This window comes from Holdemania sp. 1001302B_160321_E10, assembly GCF_015552275.1.
Classification (GTDB): Bacteria; Bacillota_I; Bacilli_A; order Erysipelotrichales; family Erysipelotrichaceae; genus Holdemania.
The window spans coordinates 16,075-31,037 of record NZ_JADNEM010000004.1 but is presented as its reverse complement, the minus strand read 5'-3'; the positions used below and the strand labels follow the sequence as shown (position 1 = coordinate 31,037).

At 51.9% G+C, this 14,963-nt stretch carries 15 protein-coding genes; 9 read left to right on the top strand and 6 right to left on the bottom strand.

Features of this window, described 5'->3' with window-relative positions; all coding sequences use genetic code 11:
- Positions 1-2: 2 nt before the first annotated feature.
- Positions 3-473 (bottom strand): MarR family winged helix-turn-helix transcriptional regulator, encoded by a 471-nt coding sequence (locus tag I2D94_RS03235; RefSeq protein ID WP_195395589.1) that lies wholly within the window; start codon positions 471-473, stop codon positions 3-5.
- Positions 474-1,082: 609 nt separating this feature from the next.
- Between I2D94_RS03235 and I2D94_RS03230 the strand changes: the two genes are divergently transcribed.
- Entirely contained in the window at positions 1,083-2,492 is a 1,410-nt protein-coding gene (locus tag I2D94_RS03230; RefSeq protein WP_195395588.1) for a polysaccharide deacetylase family protein, read from the top strand.
- Positions 2,493-2,665: 173 nt separating this feature from the next.
- The gene (locus I2D94_RS03225) at positions 2,666-3,133 is read left to right on the top strand and encodes a hypothetical protein (protein ID WP_195395587.1); all 468 of its coding nucleotides are present in this window, start codon (positions 2,666-2,668) and stop codon (positions 3,131-3,133) included.
- A 229-nt stretch (positions 3,134-3,362) separates the two neighbouring features.
- Here I2D94_RS03225 and I2D94_RS03220 read toward each other — a convergent pair whose 3' ends face one another.
- Positions 3,363-4,106, bottom strand: a complete 744-nt coding sequence (locus tag I2D94_RS03220) for an NAD-dependent protein deacylase (RefSeq protein WP_072683710.1) — start codon at positions 4,104-4,106, stop codon at positions 3,363-3,365.
- A 251-nt stretch (positions 4,107-4,357) separates the two neighbouring features.
- Here I2D94_RS03220 and I2D94_RS03215 point away from each other — a divergent pair, with 251 nt between their 5' ends.
- From I2D94_RS03215 to I2D94_RS03195, 5 genes are all read left to right on the top strand, one after another.
- On the top strand, positions 4,358-5,125 hold the full coding sequence (locus I2D94_RS03215; protein ID WP_195395586.1) for a YwaF family protein: 768 nt from the start codon (positions 4,358-4,360) through the stop codon (positions 5,123-5,125).
- A 48-nt stretch (positions 5,126-5,173) separates the two neighbouring features.
- Entirely contained in the window at positions 5,174-6,331 is a 1,158-nt protein-coding gene (gene mutY / locus I2D94_RS03210; RefSeq protein ID WP_195395585.1) for an A/G-specific adenine glycosylase, read from the top strand.
- Between the two features lie 25 nt (positions 6,332-6,356).
- The gene (locus tag I2D94_RS03205; RefSeq protein ID WP_195395584.1) at positions 6,357-7,412 is read left to right on the top strand and encodes a Xaa-Pro peptidase family protein; all 1,056 of its coding nucleotides are present in this window, start codon (positions 6,357-6,359) and stop codon (positions 7,410-7,412) included.
- Positions 7,409-7,678 (top strand): DUF1294 domain-containing protein, encoded by a 270-nt coding sequence (locus I2D94_RS03200; protein WP_195395583.1) that lies wholly within the window; start codon positions 7,409-7,411, stop codon positions 7,676-7,678. Before I2D94_RS03205 ends, I2D94_RS03200 begins: the two co-directional genes overlap by 4 nt.
- A 73-nt stretch (positions 7,679-7,751) precedes the next feature.
- Positions 7,752-8,906 (top strand): winged helix-turn-helix domain-containing protein, encoded by a 1,155-nt coding sequence (locus tag I2D94_RS03195; protein WP_159432753.1) that lies wholly within the window; start codon positions 7,752-7,754, stop codon positions 8,904-8,906.
- Here I2D94_RS03195 and I2D94_RS03190 read toward each other — a convergent pair.
- The 3 genes from I2D94_RS03190 to I2D94_RS03180 all read right to left on the bottom strand — a co-directional run bounded on the left by I2D94_RS03190 (position 8,893) and on the right by I2D94_RS03180 (position 11,254).
- On the bottom strand, positions 8,893-9,189 hold the full coding sequence (locus I2D94_RS03190; RefSeq protein WP_195395582.1) for a hypothetical protein: 297 nt from the start codon (positions 9,187-9,189) through the stop codon (positions 8,893-8,895). The genes I2D94_RS03195 and I2D94_RS03190 overlap by 14 nt on opposite strands.
- A gap of 87 nt (positions 9,190-9,276) precedes the next feature.
- Positions 9,277-9,993: a LytTR family DNA-binding domain-containing protein gene (locus tag I2D94_RS03185; RefSeq protein ID WP_072683704.1), complete on the bottom strand. Its 717-nt coding sequence runs from the start codon at positions 9,991-9,993 to the stop codon at positions 9,277-9,279.
- A 274-nt stretch (positions 9,994-10,267) separates the two neighbouring features.
- Positions 10,268-11,254, bottom strand: a complete 987-nt coding sequence (locus I2D94_RS03180) for a WYL domain-containing protein (RefSeq protein WP_195395581.1) — start codon at positions 11,252-11,254, stop codon at positions 10,268-10,270.
- A 116-nt stretch (positions 11,255-11,370) separates the two neighbouring features.
- Here I2D94_RS03180 and I2D94_RS03175 point away from each other — a divergent pair, with 116 nt between their 5' ends.
- The gene (locus tag I2D94_RS03175; RefSeq protein ID WP_195395580.1) at positions 11,371-11,928 is read left to right on the top strand and encodes a hypothetical protein; all 558 of its coding nucleotides are present in this window, start codon (positions 11,371-11,373) and stop codon (positions 11,926-11,928) included.
- A 55-nt stretch (positions 11,929-11,983) separates the two neighbouring features.
- Positions 11,984-13,156: a cation diffusion facilitator family transporter gene (locus I2D94_RS03170; protein ID WP_072683701.1), complete on the top strand. Its 1,173-nt coding sequence runs from the start codon at positions 11,984-11,986 to the stop codon at positions 13,154-13,156.
- 296 nt (positions 13,157-13,452) lie between these two features.
- On the opposite strand, the gene I2D94_RS03165 is transcribed toward I2D94_RS03170, so the two are convergent.
- Positions 13,453-14,808, bottom strand: a complete 1,356-nt coding sequence (locus I2D94_RS03165; RefSeq protein ID WP_195395579.1) for an HD domain-containing phosphohydrolase — start codon at positions 14,806-14,808, stop codon at positions 13,453-13,455.
- Positions 14,809-14,963: the final 155 nt, after the last annotated feature.

The window sequence follows — 14,963 nt, the reverse complement described above, 5'->3', positions numbered from 1 at the left end:
GATCAATCCTCCTTCGGGGAATCCAGCCGCTGGCTCACATGTGGAAATCCAGCTTGGCTTTCCTTTTTGCAGCGCAGATACAGCCGGTTTAACAAGCTGACGAAGACCTCCGTTTCCGCTTCGCTGAACTCTTCCAGCAGCCAGGCGTAAAATTCGGCTTCAATCGCGGCTTTGGACTGCTTTAGAGCATCTGCCTTCGCTGTGGCCATTAAGCGCCGGGCCCGCTTGTCGTCAGGATCCAAAGTCCGGATCAGATAGCCTTTCTGTTCCAGATTGGCCGCCCGCCGCGCGCAGGCTCCTTTGTCAATTCCAAGCACGCTGCGGACGCCCGCCTGAGTGATGCCGGGATTTTTCCGAACGACGTGAATGAAATCCAGTTCCGCCGTTCCGAGACCTTCTGCTTTTAACGAACGGGTGGTGAACTTGCGGACTTCGCGGGCGATTTTGGTTATTTTTCGAGCTGTTTGATCCATGATCAGAACTCCTTTCTATATTCATAACGATTGTGAATGTGCTGGATGCGAATGGAAAACGCAGAAAAGCAAACTAGATAAACACGAAAAAGTAAAAAATGGATGATACTACATCTAAGTTGATGATAACCCCTCTGATTTTCGATGTCAATTTAAAAATGCCAGTCCGACGCCGCGGGTTCTTACTCGAAATTGGGCAAAGAAAACGTCAGGCAGGATAAAGCTTCATTTAACGCTTTATCCTGCCTGCTTCTTTGTATGGATATTCTATGTCTACCCGAAACCGAGTAAGAACCACGCCGCGCTGCGTCATTTTTGTTTCCACTTTGTGAAATTTGGGAAATCGTCAAAACCTGAAATCAGCGCGAATCAGATCAGTCCGATTTCCGTCATGAATTTGTAAGACTTCGTCAAGTCGTTGTCATTGAGTTCCCGAATGATTTTAGCTAAAATGAACATACAGACAGTTCAAATTTTGAAAAATGTCTGACAAGCCGAAAAGTGGACGACAATAAAAAAGAAAGCGGAAAATTTAAACTTTCTGCGCTTTTCAATGATCTTATAAAGGGGTAGAAATTTTCTATCGTACGGAAAGGACGATTGGATAGAATGAAAACACAGAATAGAAGAAAAAGAGGACGCCGGATTAATAAAGGAAATCTGGCGATTCTGATGGTGATCGCCATTGTCGCGCTGGTCTTGATCGGAGCCGGAGGGGCCTGGCTTCTGACAAACCGCGAGCCGTCATTTCTGAAACCGCAGATCTCTTCCTCGGAGAAACTGAAGGATAAAAGCAAGGATGTTCTGCTTGCGGTCTATTATCCGCAAAGTGCCGACAGTACCTTTCAAGAGGCACTGGCGCACAACGCCGAGACGCTTTTCAACGACCTGAAGACGCAGACCGAGGGCTATCAAAAGGAAAAGAAACCGTTGATGATCAAGGCGGATTATCAGATGAATGTGAATCAGGATCGTTATGTGTCATTGGAATATACGATTTCACGGAATGAAAATGAAACGGTACAGGAACAACGGCAGTCGTATTTGTATGATTTAAGCGAACATCACTGGATCGATTCTTCGTCATTATTCGATGAAGACGCGCTGAAATGGCTGTCGGCGAATCTGCGGGCTCAGCTGAAAGCAGACGATCACTGGAAAGAGACTGCATACACGCTGCCGCTGATCGAAGCGACGGCCTGGGATTCTGGCAATTTTGCGGATTTCACATTGCGGGATGGCACGTTGATCTTCAATTTTCCAGCGGGCAAACTGGGAGAAAACGCCTACCGCTGGGAGTTTCCGATATCCAATCTGGGCGAGCATTTCCTGCTGGATCTCGGGCAGGGTACATTGCCGGAAAATAACGTCCGGATTGCGCCGCGGGTGATCGATCCTGATAAACCGATGGTCGCGCTGACCTTCGACGATGGGCCGCATCCGACCAACACGCCGCAGCTGATCAATCTTCTGCAGCATTACGACTCCGCCGCCACGTTCTTCATGCAGGGCATGCGGGTGGAGAAATATCCGGAAACCACACTGATGGTCATCAACTCCGCCAGCGAGGCGGCTTCTCATTCCTACAATCATCCGAAGCTGACAAAGCTGAAGGGCGACAATTTGTTATTTCAGCTCAACCGCACGACCGAACTGGTGCAGGAGCTGACCGGCTGGCAATATACGATCAAGCATTTCCGGCCGCCTTACGGCGCGGCGAACGCAACGGTGAAAGAAAACTCCGCTTATCCGTTAATCATGTGGAGTATCGACACGCTGGATTGGAAAACCCTCGACCCGGTACAGACGGTGGAGAATACCATGGCCGCGGTCAAGGATGGCTCGATCGTTCTGATGCATGACATTCACGCGGAAACGGTGACGGCGGTCGAATCGCTGCTTCCGCAGCTGATCGACGCGGGTTATCAGCTGGTCACCGTCGATGAAATGCTGCAGGCCAGGGGCACCGAGGTTTACAATGGCCAGCGCGTCTTCAGTGCTTATGACGTGAAGGATTAAAGCCAGGTTATTTTTTGAAACACACAGCGATCACATAACAACGGGCGGAACAAACCCGTTGTTTTTAAAAGGAAGATTCTTTAGAAGGAAGATTCTTTATCCGGATAACAAAGTTTTAACTGTCAAGGGCTGTCGTTTATTGCGATCGGCCATTGAACTGAGGAGGAGACGCAATGATGAAGAAAAGATGGCGATCAGCGTATGCTTTGAGCTTCGCTATCGTTCTGTTTTATCCGTTGTTTACGCCGCCGGCAGTTACGTTGGCTCAGATCGAATCAAGTTTCGATTTGGAACAAGCGGACGAGCTTTACGAACTGTTCTTCAATCTTCCGCATCTGCATTTTCAGACGAACAAGGTGTTCAGCATTCAGAACTTGACCGCGGATCCGGATGAACTTTACGATTACATCAATCTGGAAGTTTCAAGCACGCCTCAGTTCCACAGCTATATTCTGAGAAAAATTCTGGAAATTCAAGATAAAACCGTTGCCACGACGCGCTTTCTGGAGAAGGATACCGAGGTGCTCGTTAAACTTGTTGAGACTGATTTCCATACCGGGGACACCGGGAGTTTTGCTTATTCCAGTATCGCTTATTTTCAGGTGGAGGGACTTTATTATGCCGCCGCGACTTCAATTTGAGGAAGGCGGGAAGCGCGGCCGTTCAGCGCCAGCGAGATCGCTGCGCTTGAGGAACAGGCGGTCGCAGAAGTCCGAAAGATCGTTCGACAAATACAAAAAGGGAATTCCACGAATTGAACGGGAATTCCTTTTAAGTTGAGTCCATGAGGGAGCCTGCCGGACACTGCGGTATAAAGGTAAAAGCCATCCTGCAGGATTCACTTGCGGAGCGCGATCCTCGTAGTCCTTTTCAGGAATGGTTTGTTGATTCAACGTGCATCTGGCCCAGCGTTTCCGCCAGCGGCGCCTGAATACAAAGATCGGCGTTATCGTCCATTGGCGTTGCCGTCTTATTGATGACGACGAGCTGATCGCCGGTGAAATACCGCACCATCCCGGCAGCCGGATAGACTGCCAGCGAAGTGCCGCAGATGATCAATACGTCCGCCTGCCGGATCCAGGTTAACGCTTTGTCCATGACAGATTCGTCAAGCGCTTCCTCATACAGAACGACGTCCGGTTTCATCAGACCGCCGCAGATCGGACACCGCGGCAGATCCTTCGTATTCAGAATAAAATCCAGACCTTCCTCATGATGACAGTGCACGCAGTAATTCCGCATGATTGAGCCGTGCAGCTCCGCGACGTTTTGGCTGCCGGCGAGGGTATGCAGATTGTCGATATTCTGCGTCACGACGCCCAGACACCGGCCAGTTTTTTCCAGCTCGGCCATCAAGCGGTGAGCGGCGTTGGGCCGGGCGTTGGGATAAAGCATGCGGCTGCGGTAAAACCGGTAGAACTCTTTTGGATTCGCCTTGAAAAAATGATGACTGATGATTTCCTCCGGCGGGTAATCGTACTGTTGGCGATACAGTCCATCGACGCTGCGGAAATCCGGGATGCCGCTTTCCGTGGACGCGCCCGCGCCGGTAAAAAAGACAATGCGCCGGCCCTGATCAAGAATGCTTTGCAGCGTTTGCAGCGTTTCTTCCATGATGATCCACTCCTTTTTCTAAATCGCTTGCAGATTTTTTTTATGATTTGTGTTCATGATCCTGTTTTTAAATCGAGTTTTCAAGCTTTTCCGGTTTCGTTTGGGTTTCGTTTCGGTCCGCGCCCGGATTGCTTTACACTTTTGACGGGGATCGTTTGTTTTTTGGAAAACCGAACTGTTTCTTTCGAACCTGTTTCTATTTTACCACGGTTTGACCCGCGCGTTATAATAAAGACGAAGAAGGGATGCTTATGCGCGCTGGTTATCTGAAGTCGGGCTTAATGATGGAGGCTCCTGTGCCTTATGGAAGTTTTCATGCGGCGATGATCGGGGTGGCGGTAGTGTTTGCGCTTGGCGCGTGGCGGCTGCGGGGGATGAATGAAAGCCGCAGACAAAAGCTGTTATTCTGTCTCGGCGTTCTGTTGGCAAGCGGGGAAGTTCTCAAGCAGCTGTTCCGCTTTCTGATCGTCGATCAGGGCGTCTATAACTGGTGGTACTTCCCGTTTCAGCTGTGCAGCATGCCGATGTATCTCTGCCTGCTTCTGCCATTGCTTAAAAAAAGGCGAAAAACGATTATCACATTTCTGGCAAATTATGCACTGCTGGGCGGAATTGCCGTATATCTTGATCCATCCGATATGATGAGCCGGTATGTGTTTCTGACGCTGTTCTCGTTTCTGTGGCACGATCTGCTGATCGTGATCGGCATTCTGTGCGGAACCAGCGCAGCGATGGAGGATGATGTTTGGGGCGCGGTGAAAATGCTCGGACTGCTCGCAGGACTTACGGGGATCGCGGAAATCCTGAACCTTGTCCTTTCCCGATATGGTGAATTGTCGATGTTTTATCTCTCACCCAAGCTTGCCAATACCCAGCTGGTATTTCGCGAGATCGCCCGGCTCTGGGGGATTCCGGCGGGGAATTTCTGTTATTTTCTGGCGATGATCGCCGGCGGCTTGATCATTCACGGACTGTGGCGGCGGATCCGTCGGAAACAAACGTCCAATCCTGCTGCGTGAAGTTTGAGTTTTAACGGAAAACACGGTACAATAAGCGCGGTGAAGAAAATGAATTTTCAGGAAGAACTATGCGCATGGTATAAGATCCATCATCGCGAGCTGCCATTCCGCCAGACCCGTGATCCCTATGCAATCTGGGTCAGCGAGATCATGGCGCAGCAGACGCGGATCGATTCCATGCTTCCGTATTACAGGCGCTGGATGGAGCGCTGGCCGACCGTGGAAGCGTTAGCCAAGGCGCCGATAGAAGATGTGCTGCATGGTTGGCAGGGGTTAGGCTATTATAACCGGGCGCGCAAGCTGCATGAGGGCGCGAAGGTTGTGGCCGGGCGCTATGGCGGAATCTTGCCGGCCGATGTCGAACAGCTGCGGACGATACCCGGGATTGGCTTTTACACTGCCGGGGCGATCGGCAGCATCGCTTACGGCCTGCGCGCACCGGCTGTCGATGGCAACGTCCTGCGGGTGACGACGCGCGTGCTCCGATATGGCGAGGATATCACGAAGAAAACGACGGTTGATTTTGTCTGGCGTCAGGTGTACGACTGGATGGAGGGCAGCGATCCCGCGGTGTTTACCCAGGCGATGATGGAGATCGGCGCGCTGGTCTGCACGCCGAAAAATCCTCAGTGCCTGCTTTGTCCGTTAGCGCCGATGTGCGGCGCGGGGCAGGATGGCAGCTGGCGTCAATACCCAGTTAAGAAAAAGGCGAAACCGCCGCTGGAACTGCAGCTGTATACGTATTGGATCGAGAACGATCAACATCAGATTCTGCTGAGCGACGACTGGTCGGACGGGCTGATGGAAGGACTGTACCGTCTGCCGCAAAGCGCGGTGCCGCTGGAACTCACGGATCAGCTCGATTATAAGGGACGGCGCAAGCATGTGTTTTCCCATCGCGTGTGGAATATGGAATGTTATCGCGGACTATGGAACAATCAGGTCAACGAAGCGCTGCCGGAGCATTGCTTCTGGATCGCTGAAGATCAGCTGGACACGATACCGATCGTCGGAGCCCACCGCAAATGGCTCAACGTGGTTCTGGCCGAGGAAGCCGGATCAACGCCAGAGAAAGCGGAACCGGCGTCCCTCAAGTCGCATGCGGAAGACATCGCCGTAAGGAAACAAGCGCCGCTCTTGGCGGAAGAGCCGTCAGTGCTTGCAGAAAGACAGAAACCGGATTGCTCCCGGTTTGAAACGAAGTAAAAAGAAAGGATAAAAGGAAAACATCATGAAAGAACGGGTAGAACGACTTCAAAAGAAAATGCAGGAGGAAGGGCTGCGTGCTTGTGTGATTTCCGATCACAGCGCGGTCGAATATTTTATCGGGCGCCGCTTCTCTTGCGGCGAACGGCTGATCGCATTAGTCGTTACGACGGAAGGGTTGCCGAAGCTGGTGCTTAACGAGCTGTTTCCGATGACCCCTCAGGCTGACTTTGAGCTTGTCCGCTACAACGATACCGAGGATGGGGTACAGGTCGTTTCCCAATTCTTAAGCGGGAAGGTCGGGATCGACAAGTTCTGGTCCGCAGGCTTTCTGATCCGTCTGATGGCGCTGCGCCCGGATCTGGAAATCGTCGACGGTAATCTTGTCGACCGCATCCGCAGCGTTAAGGATCCGTCCGAGCAGGCAAAGATGCGCCAGGCTTCGCTGAATAACGATAAAGTCATGGCACGGGTGCGCGAGCTGATTCAGGTGGGCAAGAGTGAGAAGCAGCTGGAACAGGAAATCAACGCGGCATTCAGGGAACTGGCGGACAGCGATCCGTCCTTCGACACGATCGTCGCGTTTGCGGAAAACTGCGCCGATCCGCATGCCGTGCCGTCAGATAAGGTTTTAGAAGAAGGCATGTCGGTGATCGTCGACATGGGCTGTCAATTTGAAGGGTATTGTTCGGACATGACGCGGACATACTTCGTCGGGCAGAACTCAATGGAAGAAGTCTATGAGACCGTGCGGCGGGCGAATCTGGCGGGAATTGCGGCAGTGAAGCCGGGCGTGCGGTTCTGCGACATTGACCGGGCCTGCCGTCAGGTGATTGAGGAAGCGGGCTATGGTCCGTATTTCATCCACCGTACCGGACATGGGATCGGTTTAAGCGTGCATGAACCATTCGACGTCAGCGCGGTCGATGAAATTATCGTTGAGGAAGGCATGTGCTTCTCGATTGAACCGGGGATCTATCTGCCGGGCGTCGGCGGGGTACGGATTGAGGACCTTGTGCTGGTGACCAGCGACGGCTGCGAGGTACTCAACCATGATCCGAAGGATCAGCCGGTGTTATGAATTTTGGCTTCTATGCCTTCTGGTTTGTGAACCTGGTGGAAATCGTGTTGTGTCTGTGGGATAAATTCTGCGCCCGCACCCATCGCTGGCGGGTTCCTGAAAGGGTGTTTTTTACGCTCGCTTTTCTGGGCGGCGCACTGGGGCTGGCCGCAGGCATGATCATCGCTCATCACAAGGTATCAAAACCTTCGTTTGTCCGGATTGCAGTTCTGGCGGGGCTTGAAAATCTGATCGCTGCGGCCGTGATTCTGGCTAACCTCAAATAATTTTGAGATTGTATTTCTCATTTGCCGGAAAATTTGTTACACTGATGATAATGTGAGGTACACGTGGATGAACATGAAGTGGAAAATCACGATGATGGGAAAGTTTACGCTTCGGGTGCGGGGAAAGGAAATCAACTTCGGGGCTTCAATGGGAAAGCAGATCGCTTCCATTTTCGCCTATTTGATCCTTCACCGCGACCGGGCCATCACCAAGGAACAGTTAATTGAAGTATTCTGGCCGGACAGCCGGAATCCGCTGAACGCGCTGAAGTTCGCCATTTTCCGCTTGCGCAAAGCGCTGGAAGAACTGCCGGGCGGAGGCGGCCGGGATTGGATCCAGACCGTCCGGGGCGGTTACCGATTGAATCCGTCGGCGGATTTCGATCTGGATATTGCGCATCTGGACAAGATCGCGCTGCGGCCCGACTGCGGCGACGCCAAAACGTTGACGAGCTTAATCCAGGGCGAATTTTTAGCGGATCTGGAAGACGCGTGGATTGTGGAGGAACGGGAAAAACAGTGGCAGAAAGTTCTGAACATCACCGATAAAATCGCGGAGGATCTGGAACAGAACGAGCTGGTTCAACAAGCGCAGAATTTATACAAGGCGCTTTTGGCAGTCGAACCGTTTAACGATCAGGTCAACTATCTGATGCTCCGGGTGATGATCCGACAGCGGCAATACAACGAAGCGATTCATTATTATGAACAGGTCGCGGCGGCGTTTCGGAAGGAGTATGGAATTGAATTCCAGGGCAAGTCGCAGGCATTGATCTATTTTATCAGCGTGGAAAACGGCGAAGCGGTGACGATGGAGGAACTGGTTTCTTCCCTGAACGAGGATATCAGCGAGCCGCTGGCGTTTTTCTGCGATCGATCCGTTTTTCAAAAGCTGTATCAGGCGCGGGTGCGGGAAATTCAGCGGTCACGGGACAGCTTCTATCTGATGATGATGGAACTGCGGAGCATTAAAGGCGCGCAGCCGGAAAACGATCAGCTGGAATATCTGAGCCGGGTGTTGGAAAGCGAACTGCGCAGCAGCGATATTTTCTGCCGGATTTCCAGAAGTCAGTACGCGGTGATGATGAATCTGCGGCGGCAGGAAGACGGCGAGATCGCGGCGCAGCGGATTTGTACGCGTTTCCATAAGCGTTATCCGGCTGATCAGGCAAAGCTGCAATATTATGTCTGTGAAATTCAACCGCAGACCTTGCCTAATGCAGCCTGATGCCTTGCGGTTTGAGTAGACGGCCTGACGCTTGAATGCGGCGGATTTTAAGAAGAAACGAACAGCCGGTTTCCTGAAAATGACGGACCCGGCTGTTTTCTTGCGTTCTTTTCTTTTCAATGCGTTTTTGGCCTTGCCCGATTTGTAAAACCCGGCGGTTAAAAGCCAGTCTGCCGCCAGCTTCGCCGCTGCCGCAAAGCTGGCGGAGGGCAAAAAAGCAAGGATTTACGGTGGATAGGAAAGTGAAGATCGGCAATAACGTAGAAAAAGTGAAGATCGGCATTAACGTCCAAAATAAAAACGCAAACGTCAGGTTTGCGCTTTGACAGAAGGCTTCAATGCTGGGAAATCCTGGTTGTATGCCGGGGTTTCATTTCGAAAACTGCCGCTTTAACAGCGCTTCTTTCAGCGGTTTCATAAAAGTCCTGCCAATCGGAATATGCTTACCGTTGGAAAGCAGAATTTCATTGCCGCAGATCTGTTCGATATGCCGGAATGCCACGATGTAGGAACGGTGGCATTGGAAGAATTCATCCGGCGGCAGCTGGGACAGCACTTCCTGCAGCTTTGCGTACATTTCATAGTGGTCATGCGTGGTTGTGACGATAATCTTACGCAGTTCCTTTTCGATGCAGAGAATCGAATGAATCGGAATCGGAATGACCTGGCTGCGGCTGCGAAGCATGAAGCTGACACCGGCCTGGGCTTGTCCCAGCTTGTTCAGCGCCCGGTCCAGGGCATCCGGCAGCCGCTGCGCCATCTGCGATTTCAGGACGAAATACAGATGTTCGGTTTCGTAAACGTCGGAAAAATACTCCAGATAACTGGAAATGAAAATAATCTGCGCTGAGGGCTGGACCAGATTGATTTGTTTCGCGACCTCGATTCCGGTGATGCCCGGCATCCGGATATCCAGAATATAGAGCTGGATTTCGTAGGATTCCAGGTCTTTCAGCAGCTGTGCGCCGCTGTCCCAGGGGTGAATCTCAGCTTCGATTTCCCGCATTTCGCACAAACGTCGGAGTTCCTGCGCGATCATACGCAGATGGAGCGGATTATCGTCGCACAAACCGATACAGAGCTTCATAGGCTTCTCTCCTTTGAATGTGCATTTATTATATCATTTTCATCTGTTCAAAACATTGAATTTTCAGATAATTACCAAAATGGAAGGAAGATCTGTTCACAAAATAAACGATATTCAATGGTTTTAAAAGCGAAAAAACGGATAAAAAACGCTCTTGCCAGTGATTAAAGCTTATTTCCGACAGCTTCAACATCCCGGCTTTTGAAGCGTGAAGGATGTTCAAGGATACAGGTGGGCAGCCATGTCGGAAAATCAGCGGCCAGCTTGCAAGGCATTAGTCCGCAAAGGGCGGCTTTACCGATTCGTCATTTAACGAAGCCAGCGCGGCTTCAGCAGCTTCCCGCATTTTTGCCTTCAGCGAAGAGGGCTGCAGGATTTGGACCTTCCGGCCAAACTGAAACAACCAGCCCAAAAAGGGCGGGGCGACGCTCAAAGTCAAATTGACATCAAAATCCTGATCGGTGATGCGCGTGATCATGACGTCCTGACCGAACCGATCGAAAACGGTATTCGCCAGAGATAAATCAAAGCGCAGCGTCATGTTGACGGGGTCGCTGGCGTACATGCCGAAGCTGCGGGCGGCATATTCCTTCAGATCGAAAGGAATCCGGGGCAGCGGTTCGCTCCTCAGCCGGATCTGTTCCATTTTATCCAGCCGGTAATGGGAGAAGCCCTGATGATGAAACGAGTAGCATACGCAATAATACCGCTGGTTTTCACGGATCAGCGCGTAAGGAAAGAGCTGATAGGACTGCGACTGACGGCGGTAGCGTTTCTGTTTATGCACGGTGATGTCAAAGTACCGGAACTCGATTTCCACATTTTCGCGCAGCGCCTTCAGGATCTGATCAATGTTGCCGAGAATGTCGACGTCAGAATCGCGGCGGGCCGGCAGAACCGGCGTTAACTGCGGCTGCTGATAGCGCGAACATTCCTGCCCCAGCGTCGCGTTGAGCTGTTCCGCCTGGTCAGCGGAGAGAATAGCCAGTGAGCCGACGGCGTCGCTGAGCAGTTTCAGCTGCGCGAGGGTGTAGCGCCGGCGCAGCCAGTAGCCCCGATTTTTCTGATAGCGGATATCCCAGCCTGCCTGACGCAGAATATCGAGATCGGAATACACGGACTTGCGCTCGGCGCTGATCCCTTTCTGATTAAGTAAGGCGATGATTTCATCACATTTGATCGGATGATCGCTGTCTGTTTCCTGTTCAAGCAGACGCAGGATTTCCAACAGCTTTTGTTTCTGCGACCGCTGATTCGCCACGAAAGATCCCCTCCTGATTAAAATTTCTTAAAAATATTGTATCACTGTCCGATTAATCGGACAATGAAAAATCGCGGCTGTGGTATGATTAGGACGCATTAAGGGAGGGACAAACGATGGAGTTAAAACATAAAGGAATGTTGGCGGCTGGCGGACAGCTGGCGGGAATGGGATATCTGATTTCCGGATATGGCAGCGCAGGAGTATTCCTGCTTGCGGTCACGGCTTGCGCGCTGGTTTTCTTTCAAACGGAGAGCCGCCGGCGCTGGCCGTGGAAAGCGGCGGTTTTATCCGGGCTGGCCGGCGGGGTGATTCTGGCGCTGCAGCCGATGGCCGGAAATCCAGGCTGGCAGATCGGGGTAGTCTTGAACGGCGTGATCGCGATGTCAGGATGTCGATGGGTCGCTTCCATGAAGAAAAGCGAACGTCAGGAAATCCGCTGGTCGCTGGACTGGCTGACGGCGCTGGCCTTGTTGTTCTGCGGCTTGTTTTTTCTGATGCCTCCGTCGCTGCGCGTTCACGTCATGGAACCAGCGTATGCCCAGACCGGGTCAGTCTGGCCGCTTACCCTGTTTCCGCTGCTTGTTTTTATGCCTTATTTTCCGGTCCGTCTGCGCTTATGGGAAAGCCGGAGTGTGAATAAGGCCCGCGCCGGAGTGCTGAACGTAAAATAGTCTGGGCTAACCCGAACCTTTTGTGGTAAACTAATCACTCAAGGGAGTGAGTTCGATGACTGAATTTCTGATTAGAAAATTTGTTAACAATTATGCGCAGACTGAGGATCCGAAAGTTCGGGAGAATTATGGATTTCTGAGCAGCCTGACCGGGATTGCCTGCAACGTATTGTTGTTTGCGGTGAAGCTGGTCATGGGAACAATCGCTCATTCCATTTCCATCACCTCGGATGCGTTCAATAACCTCTCGGACAGCGCCAGCTGCGTCGTGACGCTGTTTGGCTACAAATTGGCGGCGAAGCCGGCGGATAAGGATCACCCGTTCGGTCATGGCCGGATTGAATATCTGACGTCGCTGGTGCTGGCGTCGGTCATTCTGATCGTCGGTTTTGAGCTGTTAAAAAGCTCCGTCATGAAGGTCATTCATCCGGAAACTGTCCGGTTCAGCTGGGTTGTGCTGATCTCGCTGCTGGCGTCGATCGGCGTGAAATTCTGGATGTGCGGCTTTAATCGGAAACTGGGCCGGCGGATTGATTCGTCGGTGATGCTGGCGACGGCGCAGGATAGCCTGAACGATGTGATCGCCACGGCGGCGACGGTGGTTTCTCTGGTGCTGTCAGCGTTTGTCAGCTGGCCGGTCGATGGAATTATGGGCGTGGTCGTTTCGATATTCGTCCTGTTTTCCGGCTACGGCATAATAAAAGATACGATCGGCGAGCTGTTAGGACAGCCGGCAGATAAAGAGCTGGTGGGCAAAATCTCACAGATCATGCTGAGTCGTCCGGAAATTCTGGGTCTGCATGATTTGATCATCCACAGCTATGGCCCGGGTAATTTGATCGGCAGCGCGCATGCCGAGGTCAGCGCTCACGACAATCTGCTTCAGATCCACGATACGATCGACGAGGTGGAAAAGGCAATTTACGAGCAGCTGCACGTCATGTTTACGATTCACATGGATCCGATTGAAACGGATAATCAGGAGATTGAAGAAGCGCGGAAGATGATGCAGGAAATTCTTGCCCGGATTGACGAACAGTTAAGTTTTCATGATTTCCGGATGGTCAGCGGACCCACGCACACGAACCTGATTTTTGATATCGTTGTTCCGTTTGCGTGCAAGCTGAGTTTTGACGAGATCCGCGATCAGATCAATGCCCAATTAAGTCGGCAGAAGAAAAAGTGGTACACGGTCATCACCTTCGACCGCGATTACACCGGTGAATAAGCGGCGAAGAAAATGAGTACATCCGCCTTGAAGCGGGAAAGAAATATCAGCGAAGCCGCAGCCGCTGGAAAACAGGCTGCAGTGGTTAGCGCGGGCTGAAACGGAAAAGGAAAATGGCCTGAAAAGATAAACGAAGCGGCACGTTGGAAAACGATGGGGAACGTTCAGCGAAGTTCACCCGTCGTTTTTACGATGGAGCGGACACGCCGGGGGGCTGAAATCTGCTGCCAGGCGGCAAGAGCTTTGCCAACAATGAAAAAAGACCGGATTGTCCGGCCTCAGGATGAAGTTTAACTTTAAAGGAAGTCTTCTTTCAACATTGCGCTTGCGGAATGGGGTGTTGAAGCGTCCGCTTTGAGTTTCTGCCATAGTTCGTTAAGGCAGCTCTCCGCCTGCGTCAGATCCGTCAGGCAGCCATACAGAGCCTGGCTTTCAGCCTGGATGCATTGATAGCTGTCGATAATTTCCCGGCAGTTTTGTTGATTGAGGGCGTCTAATCCCTGCGGATCGTCCAGCACGGCGTTGACGACCTGCGGATCCAGCTGGCCCGCATCCCGCATCTCGGCCAGAATCCGGCATGAGCGTTCCAGCGGGTAAGCCTGTTTGTAACTGCGCTCCCCAGTCAAAGCGCTGAAGATGTCGGCGACGGCCAGAATCCGCTGGGGAAGCGTCAGCTGCTGGAGTGTTAGTCCGTCCGGATAACCGGAACCATCCAGCTTTTCATGATGACGCAGCGCGATATCGCAGATTTCCTCACTGACCCAGCCGTTCAGGATTGCCGCTGTTTTTTCCACATGCGTCTTCATGATTGTCATTTCCGCTGGGGTCAGCCGTCCGGGATTTTCCAGAATGTCCAGCGGAATGCCGATTTTCCCCAAGTCATGGAACATTCCGGCAATTTTCAGCGCCTGTTGATCATCAGCGGAAACGCCGCACCGGCGTCCCAGCTGCACTGCCGTCGAGGCGGTGATCATCGTGTGCGTAACCGTGTGGCGGGAACGAAAGTCGATGACGACGATCAACATCGTCAGCAGCGTTTCTATCTGGCGCGATGAAAATGGGAACTGCCGTTCCCGCTGAAACAGAAAATCCGGCCTCGCGGCCGCAACGGATTTCAGGTCGGCTTTCTCAGCCAGTTCCAAAAGCGCAGGATAAAACCAGCCTGCGTATTCCCTGCGGCGGATTCGTTGTAAAAATTGAGCGAGGGTTCCGTGACCATAGGTGAGAAAGATATCCAGACGGTCGCAGAAACTGATCAGACTGGCAGTCTGGGCTGTTCTGCGATCAATTCCCGCTTCCAGCATTTTGTCATAGCGGCTGTGATGAAACATGACCGCGTCGGCCATCGTGGAAAACGGAGAGTAATGGTGCAGGAAAAGCATGCCGTAGATCGCATGATCCCAACACGTTTCTGTTTCAAACTGGATCATCCGCGCAATTTCTTCCGTTTTGTAAGCGCCGATATCATGCAGAAAAACAAGGCAGTCCAGATCCCGCCGGGTTTCTCCCTCAATCCCCGCGGCTTCCAGCAGCTGGTCGGCATAGGAAGCTGAACGCAGCTCATGGCCAATCAGGCGCGGATCGATCATGTCGAAACAGTTCGCAAGCAGACCGAGAAGCTGCCGGGCGTTGATCTCTGTCAGAGAATTCATGCCTTATTCCTCCTTGTTATTCATTAAATAATAATCTAACCTGAGTAAATGTAATTATAGCATTAAGCTGGGGGAAAAGAAAAGGAAGAAGGGATAGAACACGCTTTAGACAGGTGTTCTTCCATTTCTTCCTTGTTTTTTATCTGGGTTTTGAT